The 14,640-nt window shown below is 64.1% G+C and carries 20 protein-coding genes and 1 pseudogene; 9 read left to right on the top strand and 12 right to left on the bottom strand.

The annotated features are described in order from the left end of the window. Positions 1 to 406: 406 nt before the first annotated feature. On the top strand, positions 407 to 778 hold the full coding sequence (locus BB28_RS24745; protein WP_162269705.1) for a hypothetical protein: 372 nt from the start codon (positions 407 to 409) through the stop codon (positions 776 to 778). Positions 779 to 798: 20 nt separating this feature from the next. On the opposite strand, the gene BB28_RS19975 is transcribed toward BB28_RS24745, so the two are convergent. Both BB28_RS19975 and BB28_RS19970 read right to left on the bottom strand, forming a co-directional pair. Then, positions 799 to 1,671 carry a 1,4-dihydroxy-2-naphthoate polyprenyltransferase gene (locus BB28_RS19975; RefSeq protein ID WP_046254763.1) on the bottom strand — a complete coding sequence of 291 codons (873 nt, stop codon included), beginning with the start codon at positions 1,669 to 1,671 and terminating at the stop codon, positions 799 to 801. A 36-nt stretch (positions 1,672 to 1,707) separates the two neighbouring features. Then, entirely contained in the window at positions 1,708 to 2,325 is a 618-nt protein-coding gene (locus tag BB28_RS19970; RefSeq protein WP_046256011.1) for a superoxide dismutase, read from the bottom strand. Positions 2,326 to 2,768: 443 nt separating this feature from the next. Between BB28_RS19970 and BB28_RS19965 the strand changes: the two genes are divergently transcribed. Next, positions 2,769 to 3,542, top strand: coding sequence for an S-methyl-5'-thioadenosine phosphorylase (locus BB28_RS19965; protein WP_046256010.1), 774 nt, complete (start codon positions 2,769 to 2,771; stop codon positions 3,540 to 3,542). Here BB28_RS19965 and BB28_RS19960 read toward each other — a convergent pair. Next, a complete protein-coding gene (locus BB28_RS19960) occupies positions 3,539 to 4,036 on the bottom strand; it encodes a pyridoxamine 5'-phosphate oxidase family protein (protein WP_046254762.1) in 498 nt (165 codons plus the stop codon). The genes BB28_RS19965 and BB28_RS19960 overlap by 4 nt on opposite strands. Before the next feature lie 52 nt (positions 4,037 to 4,088). Between BB28_RS19960 and BB28_RS19955 the strand changes: the two genes are divergently transcribed. Beyond that, positions 4,089 to 4,547 (top strand): SRPBCC family protein, encoded by a 459-nt coding sequence (locus BB28_RS19955; protein WP_046256009.1) that lies wholly within the window; start codon positions 4,089 to 4,091, stop codon positions 4,545 to 4,547. Here the strand turns inward: BB28_RS19955 and BB28_RS19950 are convergent, their stop codons facing one another. The 3 genes from BB28_RS19950 to BB28_RS19940 are packed head-to-tail and all read right to left on the bottom strand — an operon-like array spanning position 4,548 to position 6,586. Beyond that, positions 4,548 to 5,066 (bottom strand): cupin domain-containing protein, encoded by a 519-nt coding sequence (locus BB28_RS19950; RefSeq protein ID WP_046254761.1) that lies wholly within the window; start codon positions 5,064 to 5,066, stop codon positions 4,548 to 4,550. Between the two features lie 33 nt (positions 5,067 to 5,099). After that, on the bottom strand, positions 5,100 to 6,248 hold the full coding sequence (gene menE / locus BB28_RS19945) for an o-succinylbenzoate--CoA ligase (protein WP_075874146.1): 1,149 nt from the start codon (positions 6,246 to 6,248) through the stop codon (positions 5,100 to 5,102). Further along, positions 6,245 to 6,586: a DUF3349 domain-containing protein gene (locus BB28_RS19940; protein WP_030096546.1), complete on the bottom strand. Its 342-nt coding sequence runs from the start codon at positions 6,584 to 6,586 to the stop codon at positions 6,245 to 6,247. Before BB28_RS19940 ends, menE begins: the two co-directional genes overlap by 4 nt. A gap of 62 nt (positions 6,587 to 6,648) precedes the next feature. Here BB28_RS19940 and BB28_RS25595 point away from each other — a divergent pair. The 3 genes and pseudogenes from BB28_RS25595 (at position 6,649) to BB28_RS19930 (ending at position 8,443) form a co-directional block, all read left to right on the top strand. Next, positions 6,649 to 6,863: pseudogene (locus BB28_RS25595) on the top strand (hypothetical protein). Beyond that, positions 6,848 to 8,131 (top strand): inorganic phosphate transporter, encoded by a 1,284-nt coding sequence (locus tag BB28_RS19935; RefSeq protein ID WP_030096547.1) that lies wholly within the window; start codon positions 6,848 to 6,850, stop codon positions 8,129 to 8,131. Before BB28_RS25595 ends, BB28_RS19935 begins: the two are co-directional and overlap by 16 nt. A gap of 30 nt (positions 8,132 to 8,161) precedes the next feature. Beyond that, on the top strand, positions 8,162 to 8,443 hold the full coding sequence (locus tag BB28_RS19930) for a hypothetical protein (RefSeq protein WP_030096548.1): 282 nt from the start codon (positions 8,162 to 8,164) through the stop codon (positions 8,441 to 8,443). Between the two features lie 29 nt (positions 8,444 to 8,472). Here BB28_RS19930 and BB28_RS19925 read toward each other — a convergent pair whose 3' ends face one another. Together BB28_RS19925 and BB28_RS19920 are read right to left on the bottom strand one after the other, a co-directional pair. Beyond that, positions 8,473 to 8,859, bottom strand: a complete 387-nt coding sequence (locus tag BB28_RS19925) for a VOC family protein (protein ID WP_046254760.1) — start codon at positions 8,857 to 8,859, stop codon at positions 8,473 to 8,475. Between the two features lie 28 nt (positions 8,860 to 8,887). Next, entirely contained in the window at positions 8,888 to 9,772 is an 885-nt protein-coding gene (locus BB28_RS19920; protein WP_046254759.1) for an SDR family oxidoreductase, read from the bottom strand. Positions 9,773 to 9,904: 132 nt separating this feature from the next. Between BB28_RS19920 and BB28_RS19915 the strand changes: the two genes are divergently transcribed. The 3 genes from BB28_RS19915 to BB28_RS19905 all read left to right on the top strand — a co-directional run bounded on the left by BB28_RS19915 (position 9,905) and on the right by BB28_RS19905 (position 12,025). Further along, a complete protein-coding gene (locus tag BB28_RS19915) occupies positions 9,905 to 10,741 on the top strand; it encodes an SDR family oxidoreductase (RefSeq protein ID WP_046254758.1) in 837 nt (278 codons plus the stop codon). Positions 10,742 to 10,835: 94 nt separating this feature from the next. After that, positions 10,836 to 11,495, top strand: coding sequence for a hypothetical protein (locus BB28_RS19910; RefSeq protein WP_046254757.1), 660 nt, complete (start codon positions 10,836 to 10,838; stop codon positions 11,493 to 11,495). Continuing rightward, positions 11,492 to 12,025, top strand: a complete 534-nt coding sequence (locus BB28_RS19905; protein WP_052740297.1) for a hypothetical protein — start codon at positions 11,492 to 11,494, stop codon at positions 12,023 to 12,025. The genes BB28_RS19910 and BB28_RS19905 overlap by 4 nt, the downstream gene beginning before the upstream one ends. A 16-nt stretch (positions 12,026 to 12,041) precedes the next feature. Here the strand turns inward: BB28_RS19905 and BB28_RS19900 are convergent, their stop codons facing one another. The 4 genes from BB28_RS19900 to BB28_RS19885 form a co-directional block, all read right to left on the bottom strand. Then, on the bottom strand, positions 12,042 to 12,962 hold the full coding sequence (locus tag BB28_RS19900; protein ID WP_046254756.1) for a 1,4-dihydroxy-2-naphthoyl-CoA synthase: 921 nt from the start codon (positions 12,960 to 12,962) through the stop codon (positions 12,042 to 12,044). A 56-nt stretch (positions 12,963 to 13,018) separates the two neighbouring features. After that, entirely contained in the window at positions 13,019 to 13,708 is a 690-nt protein-coding gene (locus BB28_RS19895) for a hypothetical protein (RefSeq protein ID WP_474100044.1), read from the bottom strand. A gap of 116 nt (positions 13,709 to 13,824) precedes the next feature. Continuing rightward, the gene (locus BB28_RS19890) at positions 13,825 to 14,283 is read right to left on the bottom strand and encodes a carboxymuconolactone decarboxylase family protein (RefSeq protein ID WP_046254755.1); all 459 of its coding nucleotides are present in this window, start codon (positions 14,281 to 14,283) and stop codon (positions 13,825 to 13,827) included. Then, positions 14,280 to 14,630, bottom strand: a complete 351-nt coding sequence (locus BB28_RS19885; protein WP_046254754.1) for a GNAT family N-acetyltransferase — start codon at positions 14,628 to 14,630, stop codon at positions 14,280 to 14,282. Before BB28_RS19885 ends, BB28_RS19890 begins: the two co-directional genes overlap by 4 nt. Positions 14,631 to 14,640 lie beyond the last annotated feature (10 nt).

Below are 14,640 nucleotides of genomic sequence, written 5' to 3'. Positions count from 1 at the left end.
TTTGTGATGTGCGAGGCATGTACCGGTCGGCCATGACGCGGGTAACTCGGCCACTATCACTGAGACGTCTCATGGTCAATAGCCCGTTCGCCGCGGTCTCTCGTCGGGATCTACAGATATCGGTGACCCCGCCGCCTTACCGTCATCGTGCGATGTCTTATGCCCAGGTAGTGGACGGTCGTAACCACATGGCGGGGTGCATACCCCTACCGGGGTAAGGGTTTGGCGACACTTTAACTTCAGATTGAGTCAAAGTGAACGGCAGGTGTACTGTGGATGACATACAAGCGGCGCCTAACGTTTTTCGTTGTTAGTGGTTTCCCGGGGGCCGCACCTGAATATGCGGACCTACGGAGTCACCATGTATGCACTTACCAAGACAAGAAACGTTGTTTGTTGTACGGCGTTGTTAGCCCTCCCGCTGTTGGGACTCGGGGCGCCGGGCGTCAGTGTTCTGCGCGAGCCGGCGGTGGGACAGACGCTCGCGGGACCTGCCGATCCGGTAACGCCAATCCCCGGACCGGGTGTGGGCGACGGTTCACGCTGGTCATTTACCAATCAGCAGCCCGGCAGGGATGGCAACACCGGCTGGGGAACGCTTCCGCACGGCCAGGGACATGCGTGCCAAAACAGCTGGGTGTTCTGCGATGCCACCGGTAACCCGAATCGCTCAGATCTGCCCCCGGGCCTCACCCAGGGCGGCGGATGGGTAAGCGCGCCGGACCACACCGGTGTGACCTGCCAAAACACCGGTGTTGTCTGTAAGAACTTCTCCTAAGACGTCACGGACCGGAAGGGCTAGCTCAGCCAGGTCAGGGCCGAGGCGGTGAGAATCGCCCATCCGAGCATGGCAAGACCGGTGTCACGCAATGTCGGGATCAGCTCCGGCCCTTGCGCTTTGGTGACGACTGGGCGGGCGGCCTTGACCATGAGGGGCAACATCACGAGCCCCAGCAGGTGCCACGGGTGGCCAATGCCCAGGCCGATGCTGACCAGAACCGGAACGGCGAGCAGTGCCGGGAACAGGATCCGGGTGCGCGCATCGCCCAATCGGACGGCCAGCGTGATCTTGCCGGATTCGCGATCGGTGGGGATATCGCGCAGATTGTTGGCCACCAATACGGCGCTGGAGAAGCTGCCGATTGCCACCGCCAGTGCCAGGCCGGTGCGGCTGATCGTCAAGGTCTGTACGTATTCGGTGCCCAGCACGGCCACTAGGCCGAAGAATATGAAGACGGCGATTTCGCCAAACCCGCTGTATCCGTAGGGCTTCGAACCCCCGGTGTAGAACCAGGCGCCCGCGACGCACGCTGCGCCGACCGCTACCAGCCACCAGGCGGTGGTGATGGACAGCGCCAATCCCGCGGCGGCGCCCAGAGCCAGGAACGCGATGGCGACGGCCTTGACTGCCGACGGCGATGCCAGCCGGGAGCCGACCAGCCGTAATGGTCCCACCCGGTCGTCATCGGTTCCGCGAATTCCGTCCGAGTAGTCATTGGCGAAGTTGACGCCGATGATCATGCTTACCGATACGGCCAGGGCCAGCAGCGCTTTCCACCAGACGGGGCTGCCGGCTGCCGCGGCGGCGCCTGTGCCCGCGATGACCGGTGCCAGCGCGTTGGGCCAGGTACGGGGACGGGAACCTTCGATCCACTGCGCGATGCTGGCCATGCGGCCGATCCTGCCATGGCCGCGCCCGATTACCCGCTACGGGAAGATGAGTCCTGCCGTCTTCGATAGTGCCGCCGAGAAACGAGCCTGGACGTCTGCCCAGTTCACCACGTTCCAGAAGGCCTTGATGTAGTCGGTCTTCACGTTCTTGTACTGCAGGTAGTAGGCATGCTCGAAGACGTCTAAGCCGAGAAGGGGAATCGTGCCGAACGGCACGTTGGCTTGTTGGTCGTACATCTGGAACGTCAGGAGTCTCTTACCGAGGGTGTCGTATCCGAGCCATGCCCAGCCTGACCCCTGAACGCCATTGGCCGCTGCGGAGAACTGGTCGCGGAACTTGTCGAAGCTGCCGAACTGCTGATCGATAGCGGCTGCCAGGTCACCCTGTGGTTTGTCACCGCCATTCGGAGAGAGGTTCTTCCACCAGATCGAGTGGTTCACGTGGCCGCCGAGATTGAAGGCCAGATTCTTTTCCAGCAGCACGATTGCGGCGTTGTCGGCCTTCTGGCGGGCTTCGGCAAGCTGCTCCACGGCGTCGTTGGCGCCCTTGACGTAGGCGGCGTGATGTTTGTCGTGGTGCAGTTGGTTGATTTCGCCGGAGATATGCGGCTCCAGGGCCGAGTAATCCCAGTCGAGATTCGGCAATGTATACACGCTGGTCTTCTCCTCTTCCTGAGGCGCTTCTCCCCGGGGTTCATCGGCGCATGATGCGAGCGTGAGGGCTCCCGCGGCCGACGCGGTCATTATCAGGAATTGTCTTCGATGTAGTTGATGCCCAATCGAATTCACTCCTCCACGGTAGACGTGGTGGGGGATGCGTCAAGGTCGCCGGCGCGAGTCTGGCAGAACGGCATAATTCACCGAAAAACCTGAGTTTCTATCAGCAATTCTCATCTACGCCGTGCCACCGCCGGGAACGGTGACATTCTTTACATCATTGGGAGACAGCAACATTCAGTCTATTGCTTGGTGTCGTTGACAAAATTATTGCCCAGATTTGTCGGGAACTGTTGCAGGCATTTTGGCGACCAATTGTTTGAGGGGTATGCCACGCACCCAATTGGCCGCTGGCCGGGGTGTTGCACGACAATGACGGCATGCTCGCGGTGATAGGTGGAAGCGGTTTCTATTCGTTCTTCGACAAACCGGTGCGGACCGTCACCCCGACGACACCGTACGGTCAGCCCAGCGCGCCCATCACGGTCGGGCTGGTGGGAGAGCGTGAGGTGGCGTTTCTGCCACGGCACGGCAGTCGCCACGAGTTCTCGCCACATACCGTGCCCTACCGCGCCAATATGTGGGCGCTGCGCGCTCTCGGTGTGCGCCGGGTTTTCGCGCCGTGCGCGGTGGGCAGTCTCACCCCTGATCTGGGCCCTGGCGCCATCGTGGTACCCGATCAGCTGGTCGATCGCACCAGCGGGCGCGAGCAGACCTTCTTCGACAGCGGCGGTATCCACGTGGAATTCGCCGACCCGTACTGCCCGGGGTTGCGTGCTGTATCGCTGCAACCCGAGGCTGTGGACGGCGGCACGATGGTGGTGGTGCAGGGGCCGCGGTTCTCGACTCGAGCCGAAAGCCGCTGGTACGCCTCGCAGGGTTTCACCCTGGTCAACATGACGGGATACCCCGAGGCGGTGCTGGCTCGAGAACTCGAAATCTGCTATGCCGCAATCGCCTTGGTCACCGATCTGGACGCCGGAATTGAACACGGGCAAGGGGTGCGCGCGGTAGACGTGTTCGCCGAGTTCGAACGCAACATCGGCGGGTTTAAGGATTTGGTGCGCGCTGCCGTCACCGCGACCGAATCCGTCGACACCTGTGGGCACTGCCGTGCGCATGACGGTGTCAAGCTGCCGATCGAGCTTCCCTAGCGGGCATAACGCGTTTGTCCGTGTGGGTTCTTGGTGAAGGACAGCACCTTAGACGGCGTCACGGTATATACGACCGCGAACTGGTCGCCCTCGCCGAAGCCGCCCTCGCTCGGCGTGAATTTCCAATCCTCGCCGTACTTTTCGAGATAGGCGTCCGCGAGACCCTGCAGTGCGGCGGCATCGGTGACGCGTTCGGCCGCCCCCTCGACCACGACGTCGTGCCCGTCATTCCACGTGTTGACACCGGTCGCGATGGCCACGGTGCGGTTCGCGTCGAGATTACGGGCCTTCTGTTCGGTGGGGCCCGTGCAGAACACGAACGATTCGTCCCGCCACAGGCCCACGAGCGGAGTCATATGGGGGCTGCCGTCGGCGCGCACGGTAGTGATCCAGTACAGCTCGGCGGCGGCAAGCAGCGCCGATACGTCGCTCCACGCGGGTGCGGCCGCGCCGGGCTCGCTGAACCGCTGGTCGAAATGAGGGGTAAGGGTCATGCTCATACAGACCCGGCCCGGCACCTGGATTCATCGCGGGTACCGTAACGCCATGCGTGATTCGGTCACCGTGCACATGGCGGCTCCTGCGGACAAGATCTGGGGCCTGGTCAGCGACATTACTAACACCGGCAGGTTCAGTCCCGAGACATTTGAGGCCGAGTGGCTCGACGGAGCCAGTGCTCCTGCGGTCGGGGTGCGTTTCCGCGGCCATGTGAAGCGCAACCAGAAGGGACCCGTCTATTGGACGGTGTGCCGCATCGTCGAGTGTGACCGCGATCGTTCGTTTGGTTTCGCGGTGCTCTTGCCGAACGGTAAGACGGTGAACACCTGGCGGTATCAGTTCGAGTCGGCCGGTGACGGTACCGACGTCACCGAATCCTTCGAACTGACTCCCTCCTTGCCGGTGCGGATCTACTGGGCACTGTTGGGTTGGGCGCGGGGCCGTACGAATCGCAACGGCATGCGGGAGACCTTGAATCGGATCAAGGCGGTCGCCGAGGCCGGGTGACTAGGGGGCATCCAGCGCCGAGAGGCCGCGTCCCGCAGACCACACCGCGCTTTTTACAAAGTGGTTGTCGTAGGTCTGCTGTGATGCCCGCAGCTCGCTGATATCGGCCTGGCCGTGCACGATTCGGTCCAGCAGCCGGAAATAGTCGAAGCGCTGGACCCCGGGGGAGAGGACCGTGAAGATGTTGGCATCGCTGTCTGCGGTAGCGCCGAACGCGTGCGGCATCAGCTGCGGAACCAACAGCGTGTCACCCTGTTCCAGAACCTCGATGCGATCGCCCGCCAGGATTTCCAGCCGCCCTGACACCAGATAGAACAGCTCGGTGGAGCGGGTGTGGAAGTGCGGTGCCGCGCCGTCGGCGCCCTTGGGCAGGTAGATGTTCAGGACGCTGACCGCCCCACCGGTCGCGTCGGAATCCATCACCAATCCGGTCGCGTTTCCGGGTGCGGTGCTGAGGATCTCGCGATCGCTGTGCCGCACCAGAGGCGCGGAGCCTGGCACAAACTCCTCACGTGTCATGGGACAACGCTATGAACTCAAGTGAGCTTGAGGTCAAGAGAAGCGTTTGACGAGGGCGCGGCGGTCGAGTTTCCCGATCCCGCGCCGGGGCAGTTCGTCGAGGAGATGCAGTTCGCGTGGGGCGGCGGTGTCGTCGAGAGCCGCGGCGACATGCGCCCGCAGATCCTCCAGCGTCGGAGTGCCCGCCGGTGACGCCACGACCGCCACGGCGACGTGCTGGCCGAGCCGATCATCGGGTACACCGAACACCGCACATTCGGCGACCAGCGGATGAGTGGCCAGGGCTGCCTCTACCACCTGCGGAACCACGGTGAGCCCGCCGGTGCTGATGGCCTCATCCAGTCGGCCCAGTACCCGCAGCCGGCCATCGTGGAGCTCGCCGAAGTCATCGGTGTGGAACCATCCGGGCTCCGAGAATGCCTTGTGGCTCGCGATATTTCGATAGCCCGACGCCACGGTGGCACCACCGAGGCTGATCTGGCCCTCCGTCCCGATGCGCACCTGGACTCCGCGAAGGGCCACCCCGTCGTACACGCATCCGCCGCAGGTTTCGCTCATGCCGTAGGTCCGGATCACCGGGACACGTGCCTGCGCCGCCCGGATGGCGACGGGCGCGGGCAGCGGGCCACCGCCCAGCAGGACCGCGTCAAAGGATGCGAGCACCTCGGATGAGGCGGGGTCTTCCAATGCCTTGGCCAGCTGTATTGCCACCAGGGAGATGTATCGACGGGTTCCGGTCATCTCGGCGGCGGCGCGCACGAAGTCGGGTAGCGAAAAGCCCGTCGAGACGTCGAGGACCACGGGTTCGGTTCCGGCCTGGATGCTGCGCAGCAACACCTGCATTCCGGCGATGTGATGGGGTGGCAGCGCCAGTAGCCATTGGCCGGTCCCGCCCAGGCGGGCGTGTGTTGCGGCGCCACTGGCGGTCAGCGCGTCTCCGGTGAGCATGGCGCCCTTGGGTTTTCCGGTGGTGCCGGAGGTTGACACCACCACCGCCACATCCTCGGCGATCGGTTCGTCGGCGGCGAGTTCGGAGGCGAGGAAATGTGCCTGATCGGCGTCATCGGCAGGTACGGGCAGCACCGCGTCGCCGCGACCGTCCAGCAGTTCCGCCAGGCGGGGGAGCAGGCCGAGCATGGTCTGCCCGCTGGGTACGGGCAGGGCGCGCAGTAGCCGGGTCACGCCGGGTGGTCGGTGGCCTGACCGGAGCCCGGTTCGTCACGATGGTCCGCGGGCTCGCGCGGATCATCCAGGGGCCAGCCCTTTTTCGCCAGTCGCTCGCGGACGCGCTCGATGTCGTCGCTGGTGGGCAGCTCATCGGTGACCTGGGTGATGAGCACGGCGATATCGATGTTGTCGAAGTCGCCGCGGGCCATCAGTTCGCGGGCCACGGTCTTGACCTCGTCATTACTCAACCTGCGGCCCAGCAGTGCCAACAGCGGGACATAGTCGGGCGGCGGGACACCTTCGGGGTATCCCGCCCGAAGCCAGGTGACGATCTTGCTCAGAAATGCGTTCACGGCCTCAAACTCCTGTACGGACGGGCGGCCGTCCTCTTCGTATCGACTTGGTACGGATCGTAGTGCTGTTGGTTGGTGTTGTCGCCAGGCAAAACTAGCCGCAATCAGCCAGGAGGCCCGCGCGCAGTTCGAACAGTCAGCACCCGGAAGGTTAACGGAATGTGAACTCCTTGCGGGAAATATCAAACTGGCCGGTCAGCGCACGAACTTGGTCGTCCATCAGCTGGTCAAAGTCAAGGCCTTTACCCCAGAATTAGCGCCATGGACGCAACCATGATCATTCTGGTGCTGTTGATCGCAACGGCACTGGCCTTCGACTTCACCAACGGGTTTCATGACACCGGTAACGCCATGGCGACGTCCATCGCAACGGGTGCCCTCAAGCCCAAGACTGCGGTTCTGCTTGCTGGCGTCCTGAACCTTGTCGGCGCCTTCCTCTCTGTCGAGGTCGCCGTCACGGTGACCACCTCGGTTATCAAGGTGCAAGACAGCAAGACAGGTCATCTGCTGCCCAACATCACCCCGTCCATGGGCCTGACGATCATCTTCGCGGGCCTCATCGGCGGCATCCTGTGGAACCTGCTGACCTGGCTCTTCGGTATCCCGTCCAGCTCGTCGCACGCGCTCTTCGGTGGCCTTATCGGTGCCGCCCTCGCCGCCATCGGTCTCTCGGGCGTGAAGTGGGACGGCATCCTGCAGAAGGTCATCATCCCTGCGTTCGCCGCCCCCCTCATCGCGGGTCTGGTCGCGGCCGCCGGCACCTGGCTGGTCTACCGCATCACCCGCAACGTGGTGAAGAAGCGTCGCGAAGAGGGCTTCCGCTGGGGCCAGATCGCCACCGCTTCCCTGGTTGCGCTCTCGCACGGAACCAACGACGCGCAGAAGACCATGGGTGTCATCGCGCTGGCGCTCATCACCACCGGCCACCTGAGCGGAAACGTCAAGGAGACCGGCCTGCCGTTCTGGATCATCGCCAGCTGCGCCATCGCGATCGGCCTCGGGACCTACCTCGGTGGATGGCGTGTCATCCGGACCCTGGGCAAGGGTCTCGTCGAGATCGAATCGCCTCAGGGTCTGGCTGCCGAAGCGTCCTCGGCCGCGATCATCCTGAGCTCCAGCGCCGCCGGTATGGCCCTGTCCACCACACACGTGGCCACCGGTTCCATCCTGGGTAGTGGTGTCGGCAAGCCCGGTGCCGAGGTGCGCTGGGCCGTAGCCGGCCGCATGGTGCTGGCCTGGCTGGTCACCTTGCCCGCCGCCGGTATCGTCGGCGCGCTGTCCTACTGGCTCTCCAAGGGCGTCGGCGATCTCACCACGCCGATGGTCGGCGACCTGATCATCTTCGCCCTGCTGGTCGGGCTCTCCGGTTACATGTGGTGGCGTGCCCAGCAGGAGAAGGTCGACTCGAGCAACGTCAACGCCGATTGGGACGACTCCACCAACTCGGTGGTGCCCGCCGATGTCCGCGAGGCCAAGACCGAAGCGTCCGGCGAGAGCAAGGATGCCTCGAAGAAGGACTCCGCCAACGACACGGCCTCGGTCTAACCCAACCCCAGCGAAAAGAAGGAATCCTCCATGAACTACTTGGAAGCCATCGGCAAGGTGCTCGTTGTTGGGTTGGTCCTCGGTGCGGGTCTGCCCGCGTTGTTCGCGGCAGGCCTGGTCGCCTACTCCTCGGGTGCCGGCGGCGCCAATGACGACGGCACGGTCACCGCACCCAACCCGGCCGTGAAGTTCCTGGGGCTGGCGCTCTTCACTTTGGTGGGAGCGGTTGTCGTGCTCGCGCTGTTGTGGATCACCCGGACGACGATCATCCACCACACGGGCATCGACTTCTTTCCGTTCGTCAAGAAGTAGCGAGACCAACCAAAGACACCCGGCGGAAGCTACCGCCGGGTGTCTTTGCGTAATGGGTGGTCCGGTGGGATCTGCACGAAGATCAGCGTGACACCGTCAGGTGCCGCCACATGCATTTCATGCAAACCCCACGGCTCTTGCTGTGCGGCACGGCTTATCGAGGCACCGCGGCTCTCCAGCTCGGTCTGCGTCGCATACACGTCGCGTACCTGGAGCCAGAGGGCACCCGGAAATGCGGTGAGGGGGCCGTCGGCGCGGCCGTGCCCGGCGATCTCGATGAGGGACTGTCCGGCGAAAAACACCATGCCGGCTCCGTAGTCGCGTGCGATGGCGAGCCCCAGGGTGTCCCGGTAGAACGCCAGCGTCGCGTCATAGTCCTTAGGCCGCAACAAAATTCGGCTGGACAATATCTCCATACCCGTGTGTATCACGGGCGCCGGGATATTAAAGGGTTTCGCGCCCCGACATTGCCACCTTTGTCACCAGGCTGGGGGCCACTGCGTTGGTGGCGGCCGACATCACCGAAATTCGCGGGGCGATACGCACCGGCCGGGTACGGACCGCCAGCACCATCCACTCCGCGGCCTCCGCGGAGGTCAGCGCCGCTGCGTTGGTGTATGCCTCGGTCGGCGCGATCATCGGGGTACGCACCAAGGGGAAGTAGAGCGTGCTGGTGTGCACGTTGTACTTGCCGTATTCGGCATCCACGATGCGGCTCACCGTCGAGAGCGCGGCCTTGGAGGCGTTGTACACCGCGAACTGCGGCACCACGTCCGTGAGCACTCCCCAGGTCGCGACGTTGATGATGTGGCCGCTGCGACGTTCGACCATGCCGGGTGCGAACCCGCGGATCAGCCGCAGGGGCGAGAAGTAGTTGAGCTGCATGGTCCGCTCGGCGTCATGCCAGCGATCCAGAGACTCGTAGGTCTTGCGCCGGATGGAGCGACCGGCGTTGTTGACCAGGATGTCGATGCCGCCGTGGCGCTCGTTCACGGTCTGCACCAGCTTGTCGATGGCGTCCAGGTCGGACAGGTCGCATGCGATGGCATCCGCGGTGCCGCCGGCGGCGGTGATGCGCGCGGCGACCTCGTTCAGCAGGTCTTCACGCCGCGCCACCACGATGACCTTGGCGCCGAGCTTGCCGAATTGGTATGCGGCCTCCTCGCCGATACCCGAGGATGCGCCGGTGATGAGGACGCGCTTGTCCTTGACCGAGACACCGTAGTTTGCGTCGAACTTCGCCCGAATGAGCGATGGGCTGGGGAAAGGCTGCATCAGGGCGCGCGCAAAGGCGGTGTTGAGTCGCTTGCTCACCGAGTTCTTACTCACGAGTAAGAACTGTATGCCCCTTGCGATGAGTGCGAAATGCCGGGCCTGGGTGACTTAGGTCTCGAAGGTATGCCTTACCGGCGGTGTCCTACGCTGGCCTCACTCATCCCCTATGACGACAAGGACGTGGCTATGGGATCGCTGGCAGGTAAGACCATCATCATGTCGGGAGGCAGCCGCGGCATTGGGCTGGCGATCGCACTGCGGGCCGCGCGTGACGGTGCGAATGTCGCGATCATGGCGAAGACGGCCGAGCCGCATCCGAAGCTTCCCGGCACCATCTACACCGCCGCCGAAGAGATCGAGGCCGCCGGAGGTCAGGCGCTGGCGATCCTCGGCGACGTCCGTGACGACGAGGTGGTCGCCTCGGCCGTGGCCCAGACGGTCGAGCGTTTCGGTGGGATCGACATTGTGGTCAACAATGCCAGTGCCTTGAATCTGGCTCCCTCGGAATCGATTTCGATGAAGGCCTATGACCTGATGCAGGACATCAACGCCCGGGGCGCCTTCTCGCTGTCGAAGTCGGCGATCGGTGCGCTCAAGGAGGCGGACAACCCGCACATCCTGACCCTGTCGCCGCCGATCACGCTGGAACCCAAGTGGTTCGATCAGACCACGACCGCGTACACGATCTCGAAGTTCTCCATGAGCCTGGTGGCCATCGGGCTGGCGCATGAACTGCGTGAGTACGGCATCGCGTCGAACTCGCTGTGGCCCCGCACCACGATCGATACCGCCGCTATCCGCAACATCCTCGGCGCAGAGCTGGTGGCGCGCTGTCGCTCGGCCGAGATCATGGCCGACGCCGCGTACGAGATCCTGATCAAGCCCAGCCGCGAGGTGACCGGAAACAGCTTCATCGACGACGAGGTGCTCACCGAGGCCGGCGTCACCGACTTCTCGAAGTACCGCCAATGCGCCGAAGAGGACCTCGAACTCGACTTCTGGATGGAGCGCGCCGGGCGGTAACCGCCCGGAGAATCGAGTAGTCGGTTACTCGCGCTCTCCCTGCGACGGTGCGGCGACGATTGCCCCACGCAGTTCGTATAGAGGGGTATTCGCGATGTGTAAGACCGAGCCTCGGCGGTGGACGGATCTGTTCCAGCCGCGCATCATGCTGCCCATCGCTGTCGCGATTGCCGCGCTAGCCGCTGGGCCATTTGTTCGCAGTCCTCTGCTGCTGGGTGTGCTGGGGTTTGTCGGATTACTGGCGTTGACGCTGGCGCTGTTTCCCGCGATCAAACAGGTGGAATTCGGTCTGCCGTCCGGGTTGCGGATAACTGCCGACCTCACCCGGCGGGAAGAAGAGCTGGCGCGGACATTTGAGATCCAAAAACCGATCTTCGAAGAGTGCGCGAGCCTGCTGTGCGATGACCCGGATGTCGGCAAGCGATTGATGGAAACGGCCATCGCCCAAGCGACCCTCAAGTGGCGCGGGCCGGTGCATCAGTCGATCCAGATCTTCACGTTGTGCTGGTTTGTGCACGCGCTGATGGCGCATTCGCGGCTCACGCTGACCGGGCGTCCCGCCGCCGGGCCAAACCCGTTGTCCCAGTTGACGCAGGTTCAGCGGGTGGCCGCGGTGCTCAGTGCCTTCGCCGACGTCGGCATCGATGATCTTTCGGACATGCTCGGGTTGACGCCCTCGCAGGTGCAGGCTGAACTCCGGGTTGCCGACGGCGTGCTCGCACCGATTGCCTACGCCCGGGGGTCGGACCGATGAACGATCCGGCCGTTCGCGGGCTGCTGCGTTCCGTCGCGCGTGATCGGCGAGCGGTACATGTCGACGTTCCCCGATCGGTGGCGACCGGAATCGGACAGCTGCGAGGCCAGATCCTGACGTGGTACCTGGTGGCCGGGGCGGTGGCGATCGTGATCGGCACCGGCGCGGTGGGTGCCCGCGTCGCGCTCGCCCAGTCGGCGGGCGGGGGGAGTGATGCGCCTACGCCGGTAGTCAATTCGGTCTCCACCACACCAACGGCGGCGCCGGTGACTGTCACCGCGACGGAAACCGGTACCTCGACCAGGACGGTGACGGAGACGGTGACCTCCCACTCGACGGCAACCGTGACGGCGACATCTACCACCACCGAGACGGCGACAACGACCACCACCGAGACAACTACGGAAACGGTGCCGACTACCGTCACCAATACGACGACCGTCACCGTCCCTACGACGGTCACGTCCACGACGACAGTCACGGTCGCGGCGCCGTCGTCGGGCGGTCGCTGCAGGCCCAACCCGTGCTGAGCTGGGCCCGCGGGTCTTAGTAGTGCCAGGGGTAGGGCGACCAGTCCGGCTTGCGCTTCTCCAGGAATGAGTCACGGCCCTCGACCGCCTCATCGGTCATGTAGGCCAATCGTGTTGCCTCACCGGCGAACAGCTGCTGCCCGACCAGCCCGTCATCGGTGAGGTTGAAGGCGTACTTGAGCATTCGTTGTGCCTGGGGCGACTTCTCGTTGATGGCGGCGGTCCACTCCAGCGCGACCGTCTCCAGGTGTTCGTGGTCAACGACCTCGTTGACGGCGCCCATGTGATGTATCTGTTCGGCCGTGTAGGGGCGGCCCAGGAAGAAGATCTCACGGGCGAATTTCTGCCCGACCATCTTGGCCAGGTAGGCGCTGCCGTAGCCACCGTCGAAGCTGCCCACATCGGCGTCGGTCTGCTTGAAGCGCGCGTGTTCGCGGCTGGCCAAGGTCAGGTCGCACACCACGTGCAGGCTGTGTCCACCACCGGCGGCCCACCCATTCACCAAGGCGATCACCACCTTTGGCATAAAGCGGATGAGGCGCTGCACCTCCAGAATATGCAGGCGGCCCGCCCGGCCCGGGTCCACAGTCTCGGCGGTCTCGCCCCCGGCGTACTGGTAGCCGGTGCGGCCCCGGATGCGCTGATCGCCGCCGGAGCAGAATGCCCAGCCGCCGTCCTTGGGGCTGGGGCCGTTCCCGGTGAGAAGCACCGCCCCGACATCGGAGGTCATCCGGGCGTGGTCCAGGGTTCGGTAGAGCTCATCGACGGTGTGCGGCCGGAAGGCATTGCGCACCTCGGGCCGGTCGAACGCGATCCGGACGGTCCCTTGGCTGACGTGCCGGTGATAGGTGATGTCGGTCAGATCCTCGAATCCCGCCACCGGCTGCCAGCGAGTCGGGTCAAAGGGATTGGCGGTCTGCCCGTCGTCTTGGGTCATGGCTCCGACTCTAGAGGCCGCCCGATGTGCGGCCGGTCGACGCTACCCGTGAACTGCTACGCCGAGGACTGTGCCGACGAGGATGTCGTCCACTGGGTAAACAGGCCCGGCGGGGGCTGCTGGCACCAGGCCCACTTGCCACCCTCCTTGCGAAACTGGTTCGGCTTGGTCTGGGTTTGGGTAGCGGCACCGCCAAAGCTGTAGGTCGCGGTGATGTCTCCGGTGGCGCTGTCGCCGATGATCTTGATGTTGTCGATCGCGAACTTCTCGACGGTGGTGTTCTCGCGGATCACCTGCAGCACGGTCGCGGCATAAGCGAACTGGTCGCGTCCGACGATCGCCTTGACCAGGGTGGCGCGCTCGCTGCTTCCCGCACTCGGGAATCGTTGTGCCACACTGCTGGACAAGGTGGAAGTGTCGCCGTACATCAAGGCTTCCTCGGCGCCCTGCCACGAGTTGATCGAGGGCACGAGCTTCTCGTCCGCGGTGCGGCTGGACACCTGGTAGCGCGGGCAGGTCAGGGCATTACCGGCGTCCAGATCGAGGCTGCCGAGGGCCTTGCCCAGCTGGGCGGTGACTTGACGGATCTGGTCTTGGTCGCTGACCTGTGAGGTCGCGGGCGGCGGCGGGGGAGTCTCCGAGGGTTTGGTGAGCGTCTTGTAGACAGTGCACCCGGACAGAGCGGTAGCCAGCGTCGCGGCGACCACTATCGCGCGCGCTGACTTGCGGAAACGTGTGGCACGCACCTGAGGCATCGTCGAATACCTTCCCCGTGAGATATGTCAATGGCCAGATCATTAGCCTGGCGTAAGAAATCTAACTCATGGTGGCTCGGTTGTATTCCCGCGCCAGGAGCCGGGGATCAGCGCCGCTTGATCGGGTGGCGGCTCAGAATCGAGATCCGATTGAACGTGTTGATCATGATGGCCGACCAGACCAGCACTGATACCTGATCGTCGGAGAGATGCTCCCGCGCGGCGGCGTACTGCTCATCGGTGAGGTGGCCTGCGGTGACCTCCGTCACGGCTTCGGCGATCGTCAGGGCCGCGCGCTCGACATCGGTGAACAACTCGGCCTCCTGCCACACCGGCAGTACTGCGATCCGCTGAGCTGACTCACCTTCCTCGAGTGCGACCCGGGTGTGCAGATCGAGACAGAACAGGCAGCGATTGAGTTGGGATACGCGAATATTGACCAATTCCAGCGTTGTTCGCGAGAGCCCGGCCTCGGTGGCCTGGACGCGGAGTTCGGCGGCGGCTTTGGTCAGCCCCTGGTAGACGGACGGAGTCTGCTTGTCGATGTAGACGCGCTTCGCGGTCATCCCTGGCGGGCCTCGACCGCGGCCAGTGCCTCCGGTGTCACCGGGTCGACGATGTCGTCGAACTCATGGTGCTTGCCGACGAATTTCCGGACGTACGGGCACACCGGCACGATCCTGCGCCCGGTGGACCGTGTGGATTTCAGGGCCGACTCAACGAGTGTCCCGGCGAGGCCGCGGCCGCCGAACTTCTCGTCGATCTCCGTGTGATAGAAAATCCGCACCTTCGTGCCGCTCAGCGCGGTATCCAGGTATTCGGTGAAGCCCGCGCGTTCGTCGTCTGCCGTTATCTCGAATCGGTGGTTATCGGGTGCGTCGGCGACCGTGGTGGTGGATTCGGATCCGTCCATGGTGACCAAC

This window comes from Mycobacteroides chelonae CCUG 47445 (assembly GCF_001632805.1).
GTDB lineage: Bacteria > Actinomycetota > Actinomycetes > Mycobacteriales > Mycobacteriaceae > Mycobacterium > Mycobacterium chelonae.
The sequence above is the reverse complement of the archived record's forward strand: the minus strand, read 5'-3'. Positions and strand labels throughout refer to the sequence as shown.

Coding starts and splice junctions, on each gene's coding strand:
- BB28_RS19975 (WP_046254763.1), bottom strand. CDS start 1,671: ATGGCCAGCATCGCGCAGTGGATCGAAGGTTCCCGTCCCCGTACCTGG.
- BB28_RS19965 (WP_046256010.1), top strand. CDS start 2,769: ATGCTCGCGGTGATAGGTGGAAGCGGTTTCTATTCGTTCTTCGACAAA.
- BB28_RS19960 (WP_046254762.1), bottom strand. CDS start 4,036: ATGACCCTTACCCCTCATTTCGACCAGCGGTTCAGCGAGCCCGGCGCG.
- BB28_RS19955 (WP_046256009.1), top strand. CDS start 4,089: ATGCGTGATTCGGTCACCGTGCACATGGCGGCTCCTGCGGACAAGATC.
- BB28_RS19950 (WP_046254761.1), bottom strand. CDS start 5,066: ATGACACGTGAGGAGTTTGTGCCAGGCTCCGCGCCTCTGGTGCGGCAC.
- BB28_RS19935 (WP_030096547.1), top strand. CDS start 6,848: ATGGACGCAACCATGATCATTCTGGTGCTGTTGATCGCAACGGCACTG.
- BB28_RS19930 (WP_030096548.1), top strand. CDS start 8,162: ATGAACTACTTGGAAGCCATCGGCAAGGTGCTCGTTGTTGGGTTGGTC.
- BB28_RS19925 (WP_046254760.1), bottom strand. CDS start 8,859: ATGGAGATATTGTCCAGCCGAATTTTGTTGCGGCCTAAGGACTATGAC.
- BB28_RS19915 (WP_046254758.1), top strand. CDS start 9,905: ATGGGATCGCTGGCAGGTAAGACCATCATCATGTCGGGAGGCAGCCGC.
- BB28_RS19910 (WP_046254757.1), top strand. CDS start 10,836: ATGTGTAAGACCGAGCCTCGGCGGTGGACGGATCTGTTCCAGCCGCGC.
- BB28_RS19905 (WP_052740297.1), top strand. CDS start 11,492: ATGAACGATCCGGCCGTTCGCGGGCTGCTGCGTTCCGTCGCGCGTGAT.
- BB28_RS19900 (WP_046254756.1), bottom strand. CDS start 12,962: ATGACCCAAGACGACGGGCAGACCGCCAATCCCTTTGACCCGACTCGC.
- BB28_RS19890 (WP_046254755.1), bottom strand. CDS start 14,283: ATGACCGCGAAGCGCGTCTACATCGACAAGCAGACTCCGTCCGTCTAC.
- BB28_RS19885 (WP_046254754.1), bottom strand. CDS start 14,630: ATGGACGGATCCGAATCCACCACCACGGTCGCCGACGCACCCGATAAC.